At 43.8% G+C, this 19,443-nt stretch carries 15 protein-coding genes; 1 reads left to right on the top strand and 14 read right to left on the bottom strand.

The features are described from left to right. Positions 1-7: 7 nt before the first annotated feature. Both G5B30_RS03570 and gcvH read right to left on the bottom strand, forming a co-directional pair. Positions 8-850 carry a DUF2249 domain-containing protein gene (locus G5B30_RS03570; RefSeq protein ID WP_165318585.1) on the bottom strand — a complete coding sequence of 281 codons (843 nt, stop codon included), beginning with the start codon at positions 848-850 and terminating at the stop codon, positions 8-10. A 211-nt stretch (positions 851-1,061) separates the two neighbouring features. Beyond that, positions 1,062-1,442: a glycine cleavage system protein GcvH gene (gene gcvH / locus G5B30_RS03575; RefSeq protein ID WP_165318586.1), complete on the bottom strand. Its 381-nt coding sequence runs from the start codon at positions 1,440-1,442 to the stop codon at positions 1,062-1,064. A gap of 71 nt (positions 1,443-1,513) precedes the next feature. On the opposite strand from gcvH, the gene G5B30_RS03580 reads away from it, so the two are divergent. After that, a complete protein-coding gene (locus G5B30_RS03580) occupies positions 1,514-2,734 on the top strand; it encodes an anhydro-N-acetylmuramic acid kinase (RefSeq protein ID WP_240903086.1) in 1,221 nt (406 codons plus the stop codon). On the opposite strand, the gene G5B30_RS03585 is transcribed toward G5B30_RS03580, so the two are convergent. The 12 genes from G5B30_RS03585 to G5B30_RS03640 form a co-directional block, all read right to left on the bottom strand. Then, positions 2,731-3,393, bottom strand: coding sequence for a DUF2461 domain-containing protein (locus G5B30_RS03585; RefSeq protein ID WP_165318587.1), 663 nt, complete (start codon positions 3,391-3,393; stop codon positions 2,731-2,733). The genes G5B30_RS03580 and G5B30_RS03585 overlap by 4 nt on opposite strands. Before the next feature lies 1 nt (position 3,394). Next, a complete protein-coding gene (locus G5B30_RS03590; RefSeq protein WP_165318588.1) occupies positions 3,395-4,195 on the bottom strand; it encodes a phosphatidate cytidylyltransferase in 801 nt (266 codons plus the stop codon). A gap of 4 nt (positions 4,196-4,199) precedes the next feature. Further along, positions 4,200-4,418 carry a putative signal transducing protein gene (locus G5B30_RS03595; RefSeq protein WP_165318589.1) on the bottom strand — a complete coding sequence of 73 codons (219 nt, stop codon included), beginning with the start codon at positions 4,416-4,418 and terminating at the stop codon, positions 4,200-4,202. Beyond that, positions 4,399-5,259, bottom strand: coding sequence for a CPBP family intramembrane glutamic endopeptidase (locus tag G5B30_RS03600; protein ID WP_165318590.1), 861 nt, complete (start codon positions 5,257-5,259; stop codon positions 4,399-4,401). Before G5B30_RS03600 ends, G5B30_RS03595 begins: the two co-directional genes overlap by 20 nt. 92 nt (positions 5,260-5,351) lie before the next feature. Further along, positions 5,352-6,722 (bottom strand): sugar MFS transporter, encoded by a 1,371-nt coding sequence (locus tag G5B30_RS03605; protein ID WP_240903087.1) that lies wholly within the window; start codon positions 6,720-6,722, stop codon positions 5,352-5,354. A gap of 32 nt (positions 6,723-6,754) precedes the next feature. After that, positions 6,755-8,173: a glycoside hydrolase family 125 protein gene (locus tag G5B30_RS03610; RefSeq protein ID WP_165318591.1), complete on the bottom strand. Its 1,419-nt coding sequence runs from the start codon at positions 8,171-8,173 to the stop codon at positions 6,755-6,757. Between the two features lie 33 nt (positions 8,174-8,206). Then, the gene (locus G5B30_RS03615) at positions 8,207-10,453 is read right to left on the bottom strand and encodes a GH92 family glycosyl hydrolase (protein WP_165318592.1); all 2,247 of its coding nucleotides are present in this window, start codon (positions 10,451-10,453) and stop codon (positions 8,207-8,209) included. 5 nt (positions 10,454-10,458) lie between these two features. Continuing rightward, positions 10,459-11,430 (bottom strand): glycoside hydrolase family 130 protein, encoded by a 972-nt coding sequence (locus G5B30_RS03620; RefSeq protein WP_165318593.1) that lies wholly within the window; start codon positions 11,428-11,430, stop codon positions 10,459-10,461. Between the two features lie 28 nt (positions 11,431-11,458). Then, complete coding sequence (locus tag G5B30_RS03625) at positions 11,459-12,751, bottom strand: MFS transporter (protein ID WP_206367002.1); 1,293 nt, start codon at positions 12,749-12,751, stop codon at positions 11,459-11,461. Next, entirely contained in the window at positions 12,748-15,075 is a 2,328-nt protein-coding gene (locus G5B30_RS03630) for a beta-N-acetylhexosaminidase (RefSeq protein WP_165318594.1), read from the bottom strand. Before G5B30_RS03630 ends, G5B30_RS03625 begins: the two co-directional genes overlap by 4 nt. 35 nt (positions 15,076-15,110) lie before the next feature. Then, the gene (locus G5B30_RS03635; protein WP_240903088.1) at positions 15,111-17,474 is read right to left on the bottom strand and encodes a glycoside hydrolase family 3 N-terminal domain-containing protein; all 2,364 of its coding nucleotides are present in this window, start codon (positions 17,472-17,474) and stop codon (positions 15,111-15,113) included. 30 nt (positions 17,475-17,504) lie between these two features. Then, positions 17,505-19,385 carry an alpha-L-fucosidase gene (locus G5B30_RS03640; protein WP_165318595.1) on the bottom strand — a complete coding sequence of 627 codons (1,881 nt, stop codon included), beginning with the start codon at positions 19,383-19,385 and terminating at the stop codon, positions 17,505-17,507. Between the last annotated feature and the right edge of the window lie 58 nt (positions 19,386-19,443).

Raw genomic sequence — 19,443 nt, forward strand, 5'->3', positions numbered from 1 at the left:
AGGGAACTTATTTATTCTTAAAGATCAATAGATAAACTTCACCATCCTGCACTTCCTTTATTCTATAATCAAATGCTCTTTCTTTCAGCTCCGTAAGTAAAAATACAGGAATTCTTTTATGATAAACATACAAGGCTTTCTCTGGAGGTAAAACCTCCAGATTTTCCAGAATGGTCATCATGGGCATGGGCATCTCCAAATGACGCACATCGATTTCTACCAGATTGTTTTCATATCGCTTTAGCAATATCTCCCAATCTCCCGAAGATGACACATCTTCTCCCGCCACATTGACTTCCTTTTTTTCGATATCATCATCTGCCCCATTTATTTTATAAAAATAAGTTTCGATCGTATCGGAATCAATAAAGTTGACACAGGTCTGAAATCCCTGTTTTTCCAATAACTTTATCAATGGGACAGGTTCAAAATTGTTGATAATGACCAAAACCTCTCCAGGATTCAGGGACTTGACTTTTTGCTGTATGGATTTGAGTGGATCATTTCCCTCAGCCAGCATGGCACGTACATCAAAATTGATCAGCTGATCCGGTCGTATGTTTTTTAAATAGTCGGGCTTTGGGCTATTTTTCTGCGCCGCATCTTCGGGCAAAGCTGTTCGAGACTGATCTGATTCAAAACCAAGGGGGGCCAAAGCCTTAAAAAAATCTTTCGGTTTGCATCCTCCGATTTTAGATGCCATCGCAATGGTCGTACGCCCCGCCATCAAAGCTCTTAAAACCGGATTTCGCAGTTTTTTGAAATCAGGACTCAGTGCTACAATGGCCTCCAACGCATCGGGATGATGTTTTAACAATGCCGCAATTTTGGTTCGTTCATCGATCAACATATTTACCTCCAGAGTTTATCGGTTCCTTATTCGACTTTATTTAATATATCTTAGAACAAATGTAAATAATAATTCTCTTATAAAAGTATTCAAGTACTTTTATTCTTTTATAAAACTATAATTTGACAAAACATTGTATTTCCAAAAAAGGCCATAAAAAAACAGCTCCGGAATAGGGGAGCTGTCTTTCAATCATGTTAAAATTACACGATTATATGCTAACTTCTGCTTGATATTGCTCGGATGACAACAGTCCGTCAATATCTCCAGGCGTTGTCAACTTCACACGAATAATCCATCCTTCACCGTACGGATCGGAATTCACGAGTTCGGGTGACGAATCAATAGCATCATTGACAGCCAAAACCGTCGCCGACACCGGCATAAACAAATCAGACACGGTTTTAACGGCTTCGATCGTGCCAAAAACTTCATTGGCGGCCACCTCATCCCCTACGGTATTGATGTCTACAAATACGATATCGCCCAATTCACGTTGAGCAAAGTCTGTGATACCAATAACGGCCTCGTCGCCCTCAACACGCACCCACTCATGGTCTTTTGTGTATTTTAATTCTGCTGGGAAATTCATATTTTATTTTTTCTTTTCCCAAACTTAGATAAAATTACCTTTATATGCAATATAATGGGTTGCATATAAAGATGAAAAAGGAATATTCTTATTTTTATGCTATGAACAGGCAGATTTCTAATCTCTACACGATCAGTAAAAAAAGCAATCGGCTGATTATCGGCCTCATGTCGGGTACATCGCTTGATGGGTTGGATATGGCGTTATGCCGCATCCATGGCAGTGGTGTGGAGACGACACTCGAGTTACTGAACTTCGAGACAAAAACGTATACCGATGATTTCCGTACGGAAATACGTGAAGTTTTTGCGAAAAGCCATATTGATCATCAAAAACTCTGCGGCCTCCATGCCTACGTCGGGCGTGTGCATGCTCAATTTGTCCAAGAAGCTCTGATATCTTGGAATATCTGCTCCCAAGAGGTTGACTTGATTGCCAGTCACGGTCAAACTGTCTTTCATGCTCCTCAAAGCTGGACAAATGACAATACGCTACCTAACAGCACATTACAAATCGGAGATGGTGACCATATCGCTGTACATACCGGTATCATCACAGTGTCCGACTTCCGCCAAAAACATGTTGCAGCCGGCGGCGAAGGTGCCCCACTTGCCGCATACGGAGACTATCTGCTATATAACGACGATACCGAAAACAGGATATTACTAAATATTGGCGGTATTGCCAACCTTACGTTCCTTCCACACCGCCATAGCACTGCCTCCGCTTTTGCGACGGACCTGGGTCCCGGAAATACGATAATGAACCAATATGTCTCCCATTATCTGGGCAAAGACATGGATGAAAATGGAACTATGGCTGCTAAAGGTCACGTTAACCACGACCTCCTTAAAAATTTGTTCGACGAACCTTTCTTTCTGTTAGATTTCCCGAAAACGACCGGTGTGGAACTATTTAATCTTGATTATTTTCATGCTAAGATGAGAGGTCTGCATCTCCGACACGATGATATCTTGGCCACATTAAATGCCTTTTCGGCACAATCCATCTATCAGGGAATCCAACAGATCGCGACGGAGGGCGCCTCGACAAGTGTCTATTGCAGCGGTGGAGGTATCCACAACACGACACTGATGAACCATATACGGAATGGATTATCCAAAGAAATCAACTTGAGGGACATTACTGCCTTAGGCATGAACCCCGATGCCAAGGAAGCTTGTCTTTTTGCATTATTGGCAAATGAGACGGTTGCCGGCAACCCGGAAAACGTACGATACATCAAAGATTCACCTGCCATATGTATGGGAAAGATCAGCTTTCCACATTAGGTTTCTATCGCGTCATGCAAGAATTTTTTAAAAGGGTATATGCGCTGACAAATCGTGAGAACCCCCTGTAATGCATCAGAGTTGGTTAATTGCCTGTTCGATAAAGGTTGATGAATAATAAAACTTTTCAGCTTGAGCGTCTCGATGTTCACATCATCCGCAGCATAACCTGCAGGTGGTCTCGACAATTTATCTTCCGAAGACAAATCCTCCACAGTCCATCCCCCCGCCGATAATGCGCTAATCAAACCTTCGGCGTTATAGTCTATTTCCTGACGTACCGCATCTAAGTGTTCTTTTTTGGGGCGCCAGTATCCACAAGCAATAAAAGATTTTTCCGGTTCAATATGTATGTAATATTCTGGACCATCCAGTTTTCGCCCATCTATAGAAATCCCTGCTGCAAGCCAACTTTTATAGGGGGACTTGTCCTTCGAAAAACGAACGTCCCTATAGATTCTAAACATACATTTGCCCGCATTGATATCCGTATTAATATTCGGGTCAAACTTGGCCAAACCTGCTATCATCTCCGTAATGAAGCCTTTTACATCTTCCTGCGCGCGCAAATAATCGTCCTTATTTTCCTGAAACCATTCCCGATTGTTGTTTCCTTTAAGGCTTGTGAGAAAATTAAAGGTTGTTCGCTGTATATGCATATTATTGCCAGATAAGCAAAAATAAAAAAACCAAGGGAGCAGCAAGCAGGAGTCCGTCAAAACGATCCATCAAACCGCCGTGGCCCGGAAGAATATGCCCTGAATCTTTCACGCCTAAGCTCCGTTTAAACATGGATTCAACCAAATCACCAAAGGTGCCAAAAATTCCTATGAGTACCGCCATGGTCGCCCATTGTCCACTTGTCAACCCCTCAAAATATTGGGCCAGATTAATAGCAATCAATAAAGCAAAGACTACTCCACCGATCAGGCCTTCCCAGGTCTTATTGGGTGATATCCGCTCAAATAATTTATGCTTGCCAAAGCTCCTTCCAGCCAAATAGGCTCCGGTGTCGTTAGACCATAAAATAATTAAAAAGCCGAGGGGAATATAGGGATTAAAAGAACCTTGCACAAAGCCTAATGCGACAAAAAACAAAAACGGCAAAAAGGCATAACCTATGCCCAAACTGGTATAAGCGATATCGTCAAAAGGCCTCTCCCGCTTTTGGAATAACGAAACAATGCACATCATAGAAAACATAGGAACGATCAGCCAGACTTTTGCAAAGGGTATCATACCCACACAATGCAGCCCGATCAGTAAACCTAATACCGAGGCTGTCAGTATTCCCCAAAGCACCTGCGGCTTCACAGTACCTTTCGACACCATACCGTAGAATTCGTAGAGACATCCTATACCGATTAAAGAGAAAAAAACAACAAAGACCTCTGGACCGAGGAGCGTTGCTCCAATTAATAGGACAACGAAGAAGAAACCCGTTATGGCACGCTGCAACATCTTGTTATTCTTCCTCCCCTTGCTGGTCAAACTCTGCTAAAATCGACAATGCTTCCTGACCGGTTGCTTCTTTAACATACAGCTCTATCCCGCCAAATTTCAAGGAAGAGTCTTGCTTATTCAAAAGGATGGCCGGAACGCCATGCTCCTCAAGCAACTGCTTGTCCATCTCCGCTTTTATCGTGTTTGCATACGCGCGTATTTTAATCCAGTCTTTCTCCATGAATGTTTTCTTTATGTGTACGGATATATAACCAATATCCAAATAATCCCGTGAGAATAATGCTACCAATATACACAATTATGGGGTAGTTCTCATAATTTTGCAGCTCCTGATATGTTTTGCCTTGTTTGGCATAATAATAAGCCATTACCGTCACGGAGGCATTATTCACAAAATGCCCCAATACGGGGACCCATATATTCTGTGTCCATACCAGCATATACCCAAAAAAGACTCCCAGCACCACTCGGGGAAAGAAACCATAAAACTGCAGATGGATGGCACTGAACACAATGGCTGTAATCCAAACCGTCAAATGGGTATTCCGTACCGCACGTCGCACAATTTGCATCAAGGAACCCCGGAAATAAAACTCTTCGGCAATAGCAGGTAATACGGCCATGACAACTATATTCAACAGCAGTAGAGATATGCTGTCCACCATGACAACTTGCTCGGTCAACGTCGCCATACTTTCTTCCTGGGTTTTCATCCACCTTTCTATCACCTCCATGGATGCGGGTAATGACAGGCTTGCATTCCATTTTGCCAAAAGTTGCATAAGAGGTCCGCAAGCAAATAGAAAAAGGCTTCCTACAACGTATACATCTTTACTTTGCTGCTGCTGTGGGAAATAAACAAAATACTTCTCCAGATACTGTAAACCCAAAGCGGGCAAGAGAAACGCCCCTAACGTACCTGCTATCAAGAGTGCATAGATAGAAAACGAACCTATACCAGTCACTGCAAATTGTAAGGCTACACTGAAAACCAACGTCAGTCCTAATAGAATGATAAGGGATAGCCAAGGAGCATGTGTCGTTCTCATGTACTTGTTCATAGCGTATAAAGATAATATTATTCGGTCACACAAACGAGATCTACAGATTTTTGACTACTCTATGGAGTGAAAATACTTGCCATTATAAGCCTCTAATTTAAATTCCTCTTCAAACAATAATAGCCGAAGTAAGTTATATAAAGGTAGCAAACAACCGGCAATAAAAAGGATTGCTGTAGACCCCATGTATCTGCAATGGCTCCCTGTAACAGCGGCACGAGAGCTCCACCTAATATGGCCATAACCAGCAGCGATGAGCCTTGACTAGTATGCTCCTTTAATCCAGATATAGCGAGGGTAAAGATATTAGACCACATTACAGAATTGAACAATCCGATAGCGAGCAACGACCAGATTGCAACATTCCCCGAAAGGAAGACAGCGGACAAAAGTAGTAGAATATTTATAACGGCAAAAAGCAGCAGCTTTTGTGAAGCCACTGACCGACCGATATGAAAGGCAAGGAGATTACACAAGACCAACAATGCAAACACCCGCATCTGTCCAAAAGACAAATCTACTACACTAAAAATCAATAAAAATATGAGAGTGGCTACTACTAACATATACCCAGCTTTTTTATACCTGTTTATTTGATGATTTGCTGAAATTGCCCCCATGAATCTGCCGATCATAGCTCCTCCCCAATAAAGTGCCAAGTAGTTTTTTGCCGCATTCTCGGGTATATCTGCTATTTCAGGGAGCATCATAAAATTGATCAAAAAGCTTCCAATTGCGACCTCTGCACCGACATAGCAGAAGATGCCAACGGCGCCCAATTTAAGCTGTGGAAACTGTAGTGCTCCTAAGCCTTTCGCTTGCACATTATCATTTTGGAAAATCGGCAATTTGACCAGCTTCACCAGTACAAAAAGCAGTAGAAACACCAATCCAAATACCAAATACGGAATTTTGGTTTCTTTTCCTGTAATCTCATGACCGTGTGCAAACAAATCAAAAATGAGATATCCACCAACCACCGGAGCCAGTGTCGTTCCCAATGAATTGAAACCCTGTACCAGATTTAAGCGTCCGGATGCCGAATGCTGTTCGCCGAGTAGGGCGACAAAAGGATTGGCTGTGATTTGTAACAACGTAAATCCTAAGCCCAATATAAAAAAAGCAGACAAGAACAACCCATATTGGGCATACTCGGCAGCCGGATAAAAAAGTAAACAGCCTAATGCCGATATCAGCAACCCGATCAAAATCCCATTTTTATATCCTATACGGTTGATCGGATCCGAATAAAAATAGGAAATCAAAAAATAAATGAAAGAACCTATAAAATAGGCGCCGAAAAAGCAAAACTGCACTAACATAGCTTGCAAGTAGGATAAGCTGAACATCTCCTTGAGATGAGGAATAAGTATATCATTCATACAGGTGATAAAGCCCCACATAAAAAACAAGGACGTCAGTGTGATCAAGGGGATGGTATAGGTTCTCTTTGTTTGGTTCATATCTATGTATTTAATATTGAAAGATCATAAAGTTATGCAAGTAACTTGGGGTTTGTCTGATATACTTTCCACAAAAACTCTGCGAAAATCGTATTGGCCCATGCAAACCATGCCCGTGTAAACTGTGAGGGATCATCTTTATGGAAAGACTCATGCATAAAACCGGTGCCGGCATGTGTATTTTGTAGCATTTTTATGCAAGACCGTATTTCGTCTTCATCGCGGCTGGTCATTCCTCGCGCAATCAGGGCTATCGGCCAAATTCGATCATAGCCCGTATGTGGACTTCCTATACCTTGTCCAGCAGAACCCTTAAAATAAAAAGGGTTCTCTTCTGACAGCAAAAATCTCCTTGTATTCTGATAAATCGGATCATCCGATGATACTGCCTCTAAATAAGGCATGGCTAACAGGCTCGGGATATTGGCGTCATCCATCAAATTATAACTTCCAAATCCGTTCACCTCATACGCATAGATATTACCGAAATCTTTGTGGTAAACCACCCCATGCTTTTGGAGTGCTGCTTCAACCTCATTTGCTAACCTCAGGAGTTCCTCCGCTGTCTGTTGGTCTTTGTGAACGGCTAACATTATTTCAGACGCCTGCTTAAGGCTCACGACAGCGAAGAAATTGGATGGTACCAAAAACGGAAAAATAGTTGCGTCATCGCTTGGTCTGAACATCGAACAGATCAGGCCCACTGGATTCACCGGATAACCATAACCTTCTAATGGTACCCCATCCGTCGCCCAAAATGTTGTCCGCTGAAAATGATAGGGACCCAAATTTTCTTTACGTTGCTGTTCCTTAAATGTATTCAAGGTAGACTTTATCGCATTAATCCAAGCTTGGCCAAAACAACTTGTGTCGCCCGTTTCTTTCCAGTAATGGTATGCCAACCGAATGGGGTAACACAACGAATCTATTTCCCATTTTCGTTCGTGTATGCCCGACTGCATATCAGTTATGTCATCTTTCCATTTCCCCCACTTGGTGGGATCATCGTAAAATGCATTAGCGTAAGGATCTTTCAATATGTAGGCCGTTTGCCTATTAATGACACCTGCGATAAGCTGACGCAGATTATCGTCCTTTTTCATAAAAGGGAGATACGGCCATACCTGTGCGGTACTGTCCCGAAGCCACATGGCATCAATATCTCCGGTAATGATATATGTATCCGCTTTTCCATTTCTAACCTGAAAATTTACCGTTGTGTCCAACGTATTGGGAAAACAGTTTCCAAATAGCCAAGCCAGTTCCTTATTCTTTACATTTTTTTCAAACTCGACAATGGCCTGTTCGATAGCTGGACTTGTAAAATGACGTTGCGCAAGCGGTGTACGTACTTCCTTGAAATTCGACGACAACGTGTAGGCTAAAGCATCGCTCATACATAAAGCACCACCAACTAATCCTATGTTTTTGATAAATGATCTTCGTTTCACAGTATCTTATTTTAATGTCAACAGTCTATTTTCTTACGGTCTGTCTTCTGAAGCTGTCCCAAATGTCGGTGACGGATTTGGTCCCATCTCAAATTCCAATGTCCCTCCGGCAACAATATCCTGGTAATCAATAAAAGATTTAGTATATGGTTTTCCGTTTAACTTCGCGGATTGGATATATATATTCATTTTGTTGTTGTTATGTGCCAATACCGTAAATGTTTTGTTATTCGCGACCTTGATCGTTGCTTTATCCACTGCTGGACTGCCAAAAACATAGACTCCCCCAGCAGGAGCAACCTGATAAAAGCCTAACGCTGACAGTATATACCACGACGACATTTGGCCGACATCTTCATTACCACTCAAGCCTTCGGCTTTATCATGGTATAATTCAGACAGAATATACCGTACTTTCTCTGCCGTCTTGTAAGGCTGGCCTACAAAAGCATAGAGATAAGTCACATGGTGACTGGGCTCATTACCATGTGCGTACTGACCTATCAGACCCGTAATATCAGCCGAAGCATGTTCGCTCATATCGCCTTGTACGACAAATAAGGAGTCTAATTTTTTGACAAATGGCTCCTCACCTCCAAATAAATCGATGAGTCCATGCACATCATGTGGCACAAGCCAAGTATATTGCCAGGCATTCCCCTCTGTATAATCATCTTCCATATGTGCCGAATGAAATGGATTGAATGGTTCACGAAATGTCCCTCCAGCAGAGAGGCCTCTCATAAACTGTCTCTCCCGGTCAAAATACCGTTGATACGATTTTGCACGGACATCGAAGTACGCCGCATCTTCTGTTTTGCCCAGACGCTCCGCCGTTTTTGCTACCGCCCAATCGGCCAGCGCATATTCCAGCCCCTTCGCTACGGTTTCGTAGGTCTTCTCTTTATCATACGGTACATACCCATATTGCTTCAGCCAATTCATCCCGCGTTCATCTCGCATCGCTGAGTTTTTCATAGCTTCAAACGCCAACTGTTCATCTAACTTATATCCCTTCCATATTAAGTCGGCTAACACCGGTATTCCCGGATTGCCTACCATACAGTCTGTCTCATTGCCCATCAAGTGCCATACTGGCAACTTACCTTGTTGTTTATAGATGTTCAGCATGGTATTGCCAATATCTTCCGCCATCTCAGGGTGGATAATACTCATCAGTGGATGAGCCGCTCGATACGTATCCCAAAGTGAAAATGTTGTATAATTTGTGAAAGAAGTATCACGATAGACTTTAGCATCCGCCCCTCTATAATCGCCATTAACATCACAAAACACCGATGGCGCTATCATCGTATGGTACAATGCGGTGTAGAATACACGCTTATCTGCAATATCAGGTGTTTCTATCGTTATCTTACCCAATTGTTCATTCCAAGCGTCATCTGCCTCCGACACGGTCTTTTTAAAATCCCAATGCAGCAACTCTTGTTGTAAATTTAGCTTCGCATTATCTACACTTACGGCAGAGAGCGCTACCTTTACCAATAGCGGTTCCGGCATATCTTTGTCAAAATCGACCTTACCGAAGACGCTATGCATTTCTTCCTGTTGGCTCTCGCTGATACGTATAGTATCCAAGACCGACAGCTTTTTTATCGGTCGGGAAAATACCGCCGTAAAATAGATACGCTGATCTTTAGCCCACCCTGTGGAATAGCGGTATCCCGAGACGGTGGTGTCATTCTCTTGCTGTATAAGAGCTGCTGTCGGCTTATCCCATCCTATTCCACGTTCCAAGTCAATTACAACCGCTGGTGTTTCCGTTGATTTCGGAAAAGTATAGGCGTGAAAACCCACGCGCTTAGTGGCCGTCAGCTCCACATCAATGCCAAAGCGATCAAGATGAACGGTGTAATAGCCCGGTTTTGCCGTCTCCCTTTTGTGAGAAAACAACGAGTAAATACCGCTCTTTTGCTCGGACAAAGAACCCTTTGCAAGTTGGACATCACCCATAACAGGCATGAGCGATATATCCCCCAGGTCACCGATACCGGTTCCGCTCAGGTGCATATGCCCAAATCCTACAATGGTCGAATCCGAATAATGGTAGCCCGAGCACCAATCCCAGCCATGTGTCATCTGTGTTGGTCCCAGCTGTACCATCCCGAAAGGAACATTCGCACCCAAAAATACGTGCCCATGTCCCCCAGTCCCGATAAACGGATCTACATACTGCGTCAGACTCCTACTCTGCGGCTTCAAACAGGAAGCCAGCAGCAACAGCATCGTCACAAATACACAAAATTTTTGTCGTTTCATGTACTTTATACGATTGAAGTTCTCTTGGTAAAATCAATAATCTCAGGAATATAGCCAAAGGCTAATCCTGTGACTGTATCGGCACAGCCATAATACACAGCAATCCGTCCCGTTTCTTCATCATGCAGTGCTGCACAGGGGAAACATACATTGGCGACGTCGCCCACACATTCGTAGTAGGTCTGCGGGGAGATCAGGTATGGCCCAGAACGGTATTTGACTTTCCAGGGCTCATCGATATCCAATAAAGCTGAACCAAAACTATACACATACCCATTACAAGAATGCAACACCCCGTGATAGATCATCAGCCACCCTTCACTTGTTTCGATCGGAATCGGACCCGCCCCTATCTTAGTACATTGCCAAGCGCTTTGCTCAAAGGGAGCGGGCGACATGACGTGGCGATGCTTACCCCAAAACTGCATATCAGGCGATTCACTGTAAAATATATCGCCAAATGCCGTATGTCCATTGTCACTGGGACGGCTTAACATGGCAAAGCGACCATTGATTTTACGTGGAAACATCACCCCATTTCGGTTGAATGGGATGAACGCATTTTCGAGTTGGTAAAAACTTTCGAAGTCTTTTGTCCATGCTACCCCAATAGTCGGCCCGTGATAGCCATTGCACCATGTCACATAATAACGATCTTCGATAAAACAAACACGAGGGTCATAACCATATACCCATTGACCGATCTCTGCATCATCCGATATAAACTTTAACGGTTGTTCACGGATATTCCAATTTATACCATCGGCACTGAATCCCACGTGCAGACGCATACGGCGATTGGTATCGTCACAACGGAACACCCCGGCAAAAGCATCGCCAAAAGGCACGACAGCGCTATTGAAAATACTATTGGAAGTGGGTAATAGATCCCGTGGTATAATAGGGTTGGCAGAATAGCGCCACATGGTTTCCTTGCTATTGGCGGGACGATCTTCCCAAGGCATTTGCTGTTTCATTTCAATATTATTTTATGTTTAATACTATCTATTGTTCTATCTTCTTTTCTTTATCGTCGTAGGTAAAGGGCACAAAATAGGTGATTAAAAAGGCTGGTATTGTAGCAAACAACACGAATATAAAGAAGTCTTTATACCCCAGCGCGTCGCTGATAAAGCCGCTGAACATCCCCGGCAACATCACGCCCAGATTCATGATACCCGAGGCAAATGCATAATGCGCCATCTGATATGGGCCGGGAGCTATCTGCTGCATCATGAAAAGCGTAAGTCCCACAAAACCAAATCCATACCCGAAATATTCAAAGGCTATGCCCGACGCTATGAGGCCCCCGGCAGAAGGCTGGAAAATAGCGAACAGTAGATACACGGCGAAAGGAAAATTAAAGGCACAGCACAAGAAGAACAAAGCCTTTTTCAGTCCGACGCGGGCGATATAGTATCCACCTAGAATAGAACCAAGGATAAATGCGATAGCACCAAAAGTTCCATAATAAAGTCCGATCTGTTGTTCGGTCAATCCCAACCCTTGTTGGGTCTGAGGTGCTTTTAGAAAAAGCGGAACGATCTTCATCACAAAACCTTCTGCACAGCGGTAGAGTATAATAAAAGTGATGTACCACAGTATATACTTCTTTTGAAAAAAACTACGGATTACATCCCAAAGTGTCCTCATTCCCTCCTGTACCGAATCCGCCTCTCCCGAAATACTTCCCCCCGTAGGCAGCACCCTCGTATGATAAAGCCCGACAAGAACCATAATAGCACCACATAGCGCCATCACAGCCACCCAGGCATGGACAGTACCATAATGCCCCGCCAAATAACCGGCCAACCAGACTAGCCCCCCTGAGGCAACCACCTTTGCCAAGTTATAAAAAGCGCCCTGCCAACCGATCCATTTGGCCTGTGCAGCCTTGTCTAGCTCCGTCATGTATATACCATCGGTAGCAATATCGTGTGTAGCGCCGCTAAATGCGATAACAAACAGCAAGGCTATAGATATAGCAAAGAAATGGGGCAAATGCAAAAAAAGAGCAATCAGACCAAACATAACTCCCGTAACGATCTGCGTGAGCACCACAAAAAATTTCTTGGTTTTGAACATACCGAGAAAAGGGCTCCACAAAGGCTTCAATGTCCAGGGCAACATGATTAATGAGGTCCAAAAGGCAATTTGTGCATCGGAAATCTCCAGCCCTTTAAACATCAGTACCGATACCATATTCAATACCACAAAAGGCAGCCCCATCGCAAAATACACGGAGGGTACCCATTGTGTCGGAGACCGTTGCGGTGCCATATCGCCTTTCATCATCATTCTATAATTACTTCATCTACAAATAAAAAAGCATTCTCCCCCTTACCTCCGTGCCAGGCCGGGATTTTGCCTGCCGTGTTGACCTGTATACGCAGTTTTTTTACAACCGTCTTTGGGAACGAGGTCCTATAATCGTTTATAGCGATTAAGTCACGGTCTTTTTCCGCTACTGGGAGAAAATGCTGTTCCCCAACGGAAACGAAATCCTTACCATTTCCCGAGGCGAAAACCGATAGGCTACTGGGTGGAAAAATCCATGCTGCAATATGAGAGAGCGCTCCAATATCCACTGATGATACTTCCGTGGGTTCTGGAAAAATGACCGTGATATCCAAAGGAGCTGTTTCATAACCCAACCAAAAGCCCGTATCAAAATCTGCATTCCCCCGCAAGCCGTCCACCAATACAGATGCTCCCGCAAAGGAAAACTGTTTTTTTGGCTGGGTATTCATCACAATTTGGTTGCCCGTAGCCTTGTTGACCGCAAAAGTCTTTATCAACGGTCTAACGTCCATATTGTCTCGCTTTAAGACCGCTTTGAATGTTCCCGATTTCTCAATCGATACTGGTCCCTCATACAATTGCCCCTCCATGTTATCTATGGAATAGTATATCGGCGCATTGCCTTGTGCTTTTAGGGTGACCAATACACCTTTTTTTTCGGGATTTATCGCATAGGTTGCTGTTACTTCGAACAGATGCTTGGCATAGTTGTATCCCATCGTATCATATATATCCATGGTGTGCTTCATCCCAGCTAAAAATCTATCCCAATTCTTATTTTCTTTTTTTGTCCACTGCACTTCGCTCAATGCAGCCAAACGGGGGAGCAGCATATATTCGAGGTGGCTGTTGGTTTTAATGTATTCTGTCCACAAATTTGCTTGTACCCCGATAATATGCTGTTGTTCTTGTGGAGTCAGCTCGTCGGGTAGCGGCTCAAAGGAATAAACCCGTTTCACAGGCACAAAACCACCAAAAGAAAAAGGCTCACGTTCGGTATCCAACGACTGATAATAATCAAAATACATGTAGGATGTCGGCGTCATAATGACATCGTGATTTTGCCGGGCCGCTTCTATACCACCTTCTGTACCTCTCCATGACATGATGGTTGCATTTGGTGCAATCCCTCCTTCTATAATTTCGTCCCATCCAATGATTTGCCGTCCGTGTGCATGGAGAAACTTTTCAACACGCGATATGGTATAGCTTTGGAGATAATGCTCCGCTGTAAACTTCTCATCGTCCTTGAGCCCCAACTCAGCGATCTTCGCCTGGCATTGGGGGCAGTTCTCCCAGCTCGTCTTGGGACACTCATCCCCTCCGATATGAATATACTTCGATGGGAATAACGTCATCACCTCTTTGAGTACATCCTCTATAAACGTAAAAGTCGATTCCTTACCAACACATAGCACATCTTCACTTACGCCCCAATCACGGAATACCTCATAGTGATCAACCCTACAACCCAACTGTGGGTACGATGCCAAGGCCGCCACCATGTGTCCCGGCAGATCTATCTCAGGGATCACCGTGATAAAATTCTGGGCTGCATAATCCACAATCTCCCGTATCTGATCCTGTGTATAAAAACCACCATAAGGTATATTATCGTAATGGCCCCATTCTTTACGTATGACAGTACCCTTACGCTGGCTGCCCACACCTGTCAATTTTGGATATTTTTTGATCGCTATACGCCAGCCTTGGTCGTCTGTCAGGTGCCAATGGAAAGTATTAACCTTATGAACGGCTAAAATATCGATATAACGTTTGACTTCTTCCACGTCAAAAAAGTGACGGGCAACATCGAGGTGCATGCCTCTATAACCAAAACGCGGTGTATCCTTGATCTCGACACAGGGAAGAGCCCAACGGATATCACGTCGCTCCCTTCCATAAATCGCCGGGGGAAGAAGCTGCTTGATAGTCTGCAACGCATAAAAGAAGCCAGCTTCACCGGAAGCTTCGATTACAGCGCCCTTTTTATCGACAAAAAGGTGGTACGCTTCGTGCGTCATATCTCCCCTGAGCTGAAAAACAATGGCTGACTTGGAATATTTGCCTCTTGTTACATTTTCTACCCGTGCGGATAGTACGGATACTTGATTAAGCTGGTCTACAAACTGCGCAGCGACCCGACGTAAAGTTGCAGAAGCATCTTGCGGAAGAACAACAACGGTATGTTTTTGCAACCGAAATTCTCCGGGATGTTCGTTCAGATAATTGGGATATGGCACAATATGGTATACATTCGCTGCAAGCGTATTACCGATAAAGAAAGCGGCTGCAATCAGCATACAAAAGACATGTTTCATTGCTTATGTGTTGACGTTATGTGGGTAAATATGAATTATTTTACTTCGATCTGGGTGGTAAGCCGGATATCATTCGACGCACTTCCCAGCATCAGCGTAAACTGCCCCGGCTCTACGACGTGTTCAAAGTTTGCATCGATGATAGCCAAATCCTTTGCCGTCACCTCAAACGACACGCGCTGTTGCTCACCCGCAGCCAAATGGATACGACGGAAATGTTTCAACTGTTTGACAGGTTGCACCACCGATGCCACCTCATCCCGTATATATAACTGTACAACCTCATCCCCACTTCGTGCTCCTGTGTTTTTCAATACGAACGATATATCAAAGTTATCTTCGCCCTTCTGCCGAACGTTCATATCGGAATACGCAAATGTGGTATAACTCAATCCGTACCCAAAGGCATACAATGGATCTGCCGACATCTCGACATAATCATGCCCGCGTGGATTTTTCTTGTTGTAATACACAGGTATCTGCCCTTCATGTCGCGGTACGGAAATAGGTAATCTTCCGGCAGGATTATAATCGCCGAATAATACATCTGCAATTGCACTTCCTCCCTCCTGCCCCGGGTACCAGGCTGTCAGCAACGCATCGGCATGTTCGCTGACCCAGTTCTTATTTAGTGGTCTACCTTCTATATAAACAACAATCAAGGGTATCCCGGTAGCTTTGACCGCTTTCAACAAATCTAATTGCTTCCCCATTAGATCAAGAGTCGCTCGATCAAATCCTTCACCACTTTCCATATCGCCGACTGTTTGTGACGAAGCTACGGCAGCACCGGTCTCTAAGTAATCCGTCTTAAAATCCCGGGCACTTGATCCCCCAACGACAACGACAGCAACATCCGACTGCATCACCACTTCTACCGCTTTATCTATCTCTGTATCGGATGTATCACGAATAGCACAACCCTTAACATACATTATCTGTTGTCTCTTCAACTGGGCCTGTATGCCATCCAATACGGTTTTGATATGCTCTTTGTCCTGCGGAGCAGTATAGTCCCCCAACATATTATAAGGATTATCGGCATTCGGCCCTATAACCGCAACTTTCACATTTTTGTCCAATGGCAGTATATTCTTGGTGTTTTTCAAAAGAATAATCGATTCCTGTGCCACACACCGGGCTAATGCAATATGTTCTGTCGTTCTCACTCCGATCCCAGCTTTTTGTGGATCGACATAAGGTCTGTCAAAAAGCCCCATATCGAATTTCAATTTCAGAACTCGGTATACGGCCGTATCGATAGTCGCCATTGTCACCTTTCCATTTTTCACCGCATCTTCCAACTTAGCGAAAGCATTGCCTCCCAGATCAACGTCTACTCCCGCCCGTATAGACAATGCTGCGGCATCTTCCAAATTCGCTGCTACCCGATGATTTTCCATCAGGCCATCAATGCTGATTAGGTCTGAAATCGTAAAACCTTTAAAGCCCCAATCACGACGTAACACATCTGTCAGCAACTCTTTATTGGCGGTACAGGGGATGCCATCAATAGAATTATAAGCTGTCATTATCGACAATGCTCCCGCATCGACAGCTGCCTTAAATGGCGGTAAAAACACTTCCTGCAATTCTCTTTTTCCCACGATAGCGGAGTTCCCATTATGTCCCCCTTCGGGTATGCCATAAGCAATAAAATGCTTTAATGTCGTGACAGTGCTGTAGGCATTGTGCAGTTGGCCGGCACCATTGCCTTTAGAAATAGCAGAAGCCAGGCGGGCACTCAAGACTTGGTCTTCACCAAAGCTTTCCTCTACCCTGGACCAACGGGGATCACGTGAAATATCGATGACCGGGCCATAACTGATATGTCCGCCTTGCAAACGTATCTCTTTGGAAATAACAGCTCCCATTTGTTCGAGCAGGTCTGGATTCCAAGTAGACGCTTGACCAATTCCCGTGGGAAATACCGTAGTGCCAATGGCCATATGTCCATGAGGTGCTTCTTCGGCTAGGAACACCGGAATGCCCAAGCGGGTATGTTGCCGGACATAACGCTGCAAGGCATTACTTGCCTTCGCTGCCATTTCGGGGTTTAACCCGTTGATTAAAGTTTTTTTGGTCCAAGGGTCTGCACGAAACACAGCCCAGAACATACCTGTATGCGCTGTCGTGAGTTCCTTCTCATAGTATCGTGATTGGCGTACAGTATTACCTTTTTTTTCGTACATCTCCCAGCCCAAGAGACAACGAAGCTGTCCGGCTTTCTCGGCCAAGGTCATGCGGCTTAATAAATCTGTCGTTCTTTCTGCACTACTTAATTTTGGATCTTTATATGAAGGGGTCTGTCCAAACACAAAAGCATGTCCAAAAAAGGACATGAAAAGAAAGAGTATTACCGTATATAATGTATTTATTTTACCATTCATTTTCTCCATATATCGCCAGTTTACGAGAGCTTCATCGGGTTATTTTAAAAGTCCGAATTCTACCACAATATATTTTTCGGCCTGGTTTGTCAACTCCAAAGGTTCTAGCTTCACATATCTTCCTTTTACCACACGGTCAAAAAATTGATTTTGACGAATGGGATTATTCCTAATATTATCGAACATCGCATTTCTTTTCAACATTGTCCAATTTACGCCATCATGGCTTATCAAAAAATTGTAACGGGCCAAGTTCGCCGCGGAGACATTCTCCTCCGGCATATAGAAAAAGCCCCTAAACTGAGTTTCTTCCCCCAAATCTATAAGGATAGCTTCATTTTTATTAATCGATACTGACGTCTTTTTACCGTCTATAATCTCAACAATACGTGTATGAACAGGGGATTGTATAGTCCATTTTTCGGTTGGCAAATGTCCTTCATTATTAATTAAGCTACTTTCGGTCTTCTCGGTAGCAGGGAGGTAAGCCTGTGGGATATGATATATTTCGATATTATTCAATACTGGGCTTGCCAAAGATTCCTGAATGTGCAATTTTATTTTATTTGTACGATAGGTTTCAAATCTTAAAATACGCTTGTAGCCAATTGTAGTTCCTTCCACGAGCAACTTCCAGGTGTTTTTGCTTTCATCCCATGCTTCGACAACAAAACGTGACACACGTTGTCCTAAAGGAATGTATTCCTGTAGCAGGACACTGTTGATATCTTTTTTTTCATCTAAATCTATTTCAATAGACGCAGCAAATACATGATCATCGGTTGCCCAATACGAATCATACCTTCCGTCCAATAAATTTTCTGCAGCATAGGCTTTGTCATTACCCCGCACAGCATCTGCAGTCACTCTTTTATTTTCTGCCAGATTATGAGTAAACATATTATCGAGCGTATGTTTCAGCTCCATCAATCGTGTTGAATCTTTAAAATGTATACGACCGCTTTGATCCACAGGTACATTCAACAACAAGTTGGCATTACGTCCCACCGAAGCACAAAAAATATCCACGAGCTTATCAACGGGTTTGACTTGATTATCGGTCTCTTGACTATAAAACCATCCCGGACGGATCGACACATCTACCTCTCCTGGCACCCAAAACTTACCGTATCGATTTCCAGAATTCAACGTATCTAAACGTGGTGATTTACCCGGCATGAAACCTTCAATGTCCAGTCTTGACCAATTTGTCTCTCCGGCATAACCCGCTTCATTTCCTATCCAGCGGCAGCCCGGGCCTACATCGCTGAATATAATGGCGTCAGGCTGGTGTTTATAAACGGTATTGTTAAACAGGTTCCAGTCATATTCCTGGCGTTTGCCATTTGTACCTTCTCCATTGGCTCCGTCAAACCACACTTCAAATATGTCACCGTAATTGGTCAGCACTTCCGTCAATGTATTGGCAAATAACTGATTATATTCTTTCGTGCCATAAAACGGATGATTACGGTCCCAAGGCGAAAGATATATGCCAAATTTTAACCCTGCTTGCCGGCATGCAACTGAAAGTTCTTTTAGCACATCGCCCTTCCCGTTTTTCCACAGGCTTTCACGGACAGTATGTGTACTGTATTGGCTCGGCCACAAACAGAATCCATCGTGATGTTTGGCGGTGATGATAATGCCCTTCATGCCTGCCTTTTGAGCAGTTTCTACCCATTGCGTGCAGTCCAGATCAGTGGGATTAAACAGCTGTGGATTTTCCGTGCCATCTCCCCACTCCTTATTGGTGAAGGTATTGGGCCCAAAATGTACAAACATATAATATTCCATTTTTTGCCAATCCATCTGCGCAGAAGATGGCAATGCGCCATAGGGCGCTGGAGGAGGAAATGGTTGACGACAAGCCCCAAGGAATAAAAAAAGGATCAGACAAAGAATGTGTAAATCTTTCATAAAACGATTTAATTGTTTACTTCGGTCACTTTAACGACAACAGGGATAATTACGGACG

Source organism: Sphingobacterium sp. SGG-5, assembly GCF_011043525.1.
In the GTDB taxonomy this organism is placed as follows: Bacteria; Bacteroidota; Bacteroidia; order Sphingobacteriales; family Sphingobacteriaceae; genus Sphingobacterium.

Excerpts from the sequence above, each read along its gene's own strand:
- G5B30_RS03570 (WP_165318585.1), bottom strand. The coding sequence starts at position 850 with ATGTTGATCGATGAACGAACCAAAATTGCGGCATTGTTAAAACATCAT.
- gcvH (WP_165318586.1), bottom strand. The coding sequence starts at position 1,442 with ATGAATTTCCCAGCAGAATTAAAATACACAAAAGACCATGAGTGGGTG.
- G5B30_RS03580 (WP_240903086.1), top strand. The coding sequence starts at position 1,514 with ATGAAAAAGGAATATTCTTATTTTTATGCTATGAACAGGCAGATTTCT.
- G5B30_RS03585 (WP_165318587.1), bottom strand. The coding sequence starts at position 3,393 with ATGCATATACAGCGAACAACCTTTAATTTTCTCACAAGCCTTAAAGGA.
- G5B30_RS03590 (WP_165318588.1), bottom strand. The coding sequence starts at position 4,195 with ATGTTGCAGCGTGCCATAACGGGTTTCTTCTTCGTTGTCCTATTAATT.
- G5B30_RS03595 (WP_165318589.1), bottom strand. The coding sequence starts at position 4,418 with ATGGAGAAAGACTGGATTAAAATACGCGCGTATGCAAACACGATAAAA.
- G5B30_RS03600 (WP_165318590.1), bottom strand. The coding sequence starts at position 5,259 with ATGAACAAGTACATGAGAACGACACATGCTCCTTGGCTATCCCTTATC.
- G5B30_RS03605 (WP_240903087.1), bottom strand. The coding sequence starts at position 6,722 with ATGAACCAAACAAAGAGAACCTATACCATCCCCTTGATCACACTGACG.
- G5B30_RS03615 (WP_165318592.1), bottom strand. The coding sequence starts at position 10,453 with ATGAAACGACAAAAATTTTGTGTATTTGTGACGATGCTGTTGCTGCTG.
- G5B30_RS03620 (WP_165318593.1), bottom strand. The coding sequence starts at position 11,430 with ATGAAACAGCAAATGCCTTGGGAAGATCGTCCCGCCAATAGCAAGGAA.
- G5B30_RS03625 (WP_206367002.1), bottom strand. The coding sequence starts at position 12,751 with ATGATGATGAAAGGCGATATGGCACCGCAACGGTCTCCGACACAATGG.
- G5B30_RS03630 (WP_165318594.1), bottom strand. The coding sequence starts at position 15,075 with ATGAAACATGTCTTTTGTATGCTGATTGCAGCCGCTTTCTTTATCGGT.
- G5B30_RS03635 (WP_240903088.1), bottom strand. The coding sequence starts at position 17,474 with ATGGAGAAAATGAATGGTAAAATAAATACATTATATACGGTAATACTC.
- G5B30_RS03640 (WP_165318595.1), bottom strand. The coding sequence starts at position 19,385 with ATGAAAGATTTACACATTCTTTGTCTGATCCTTTTTTTATTCCTTGGG.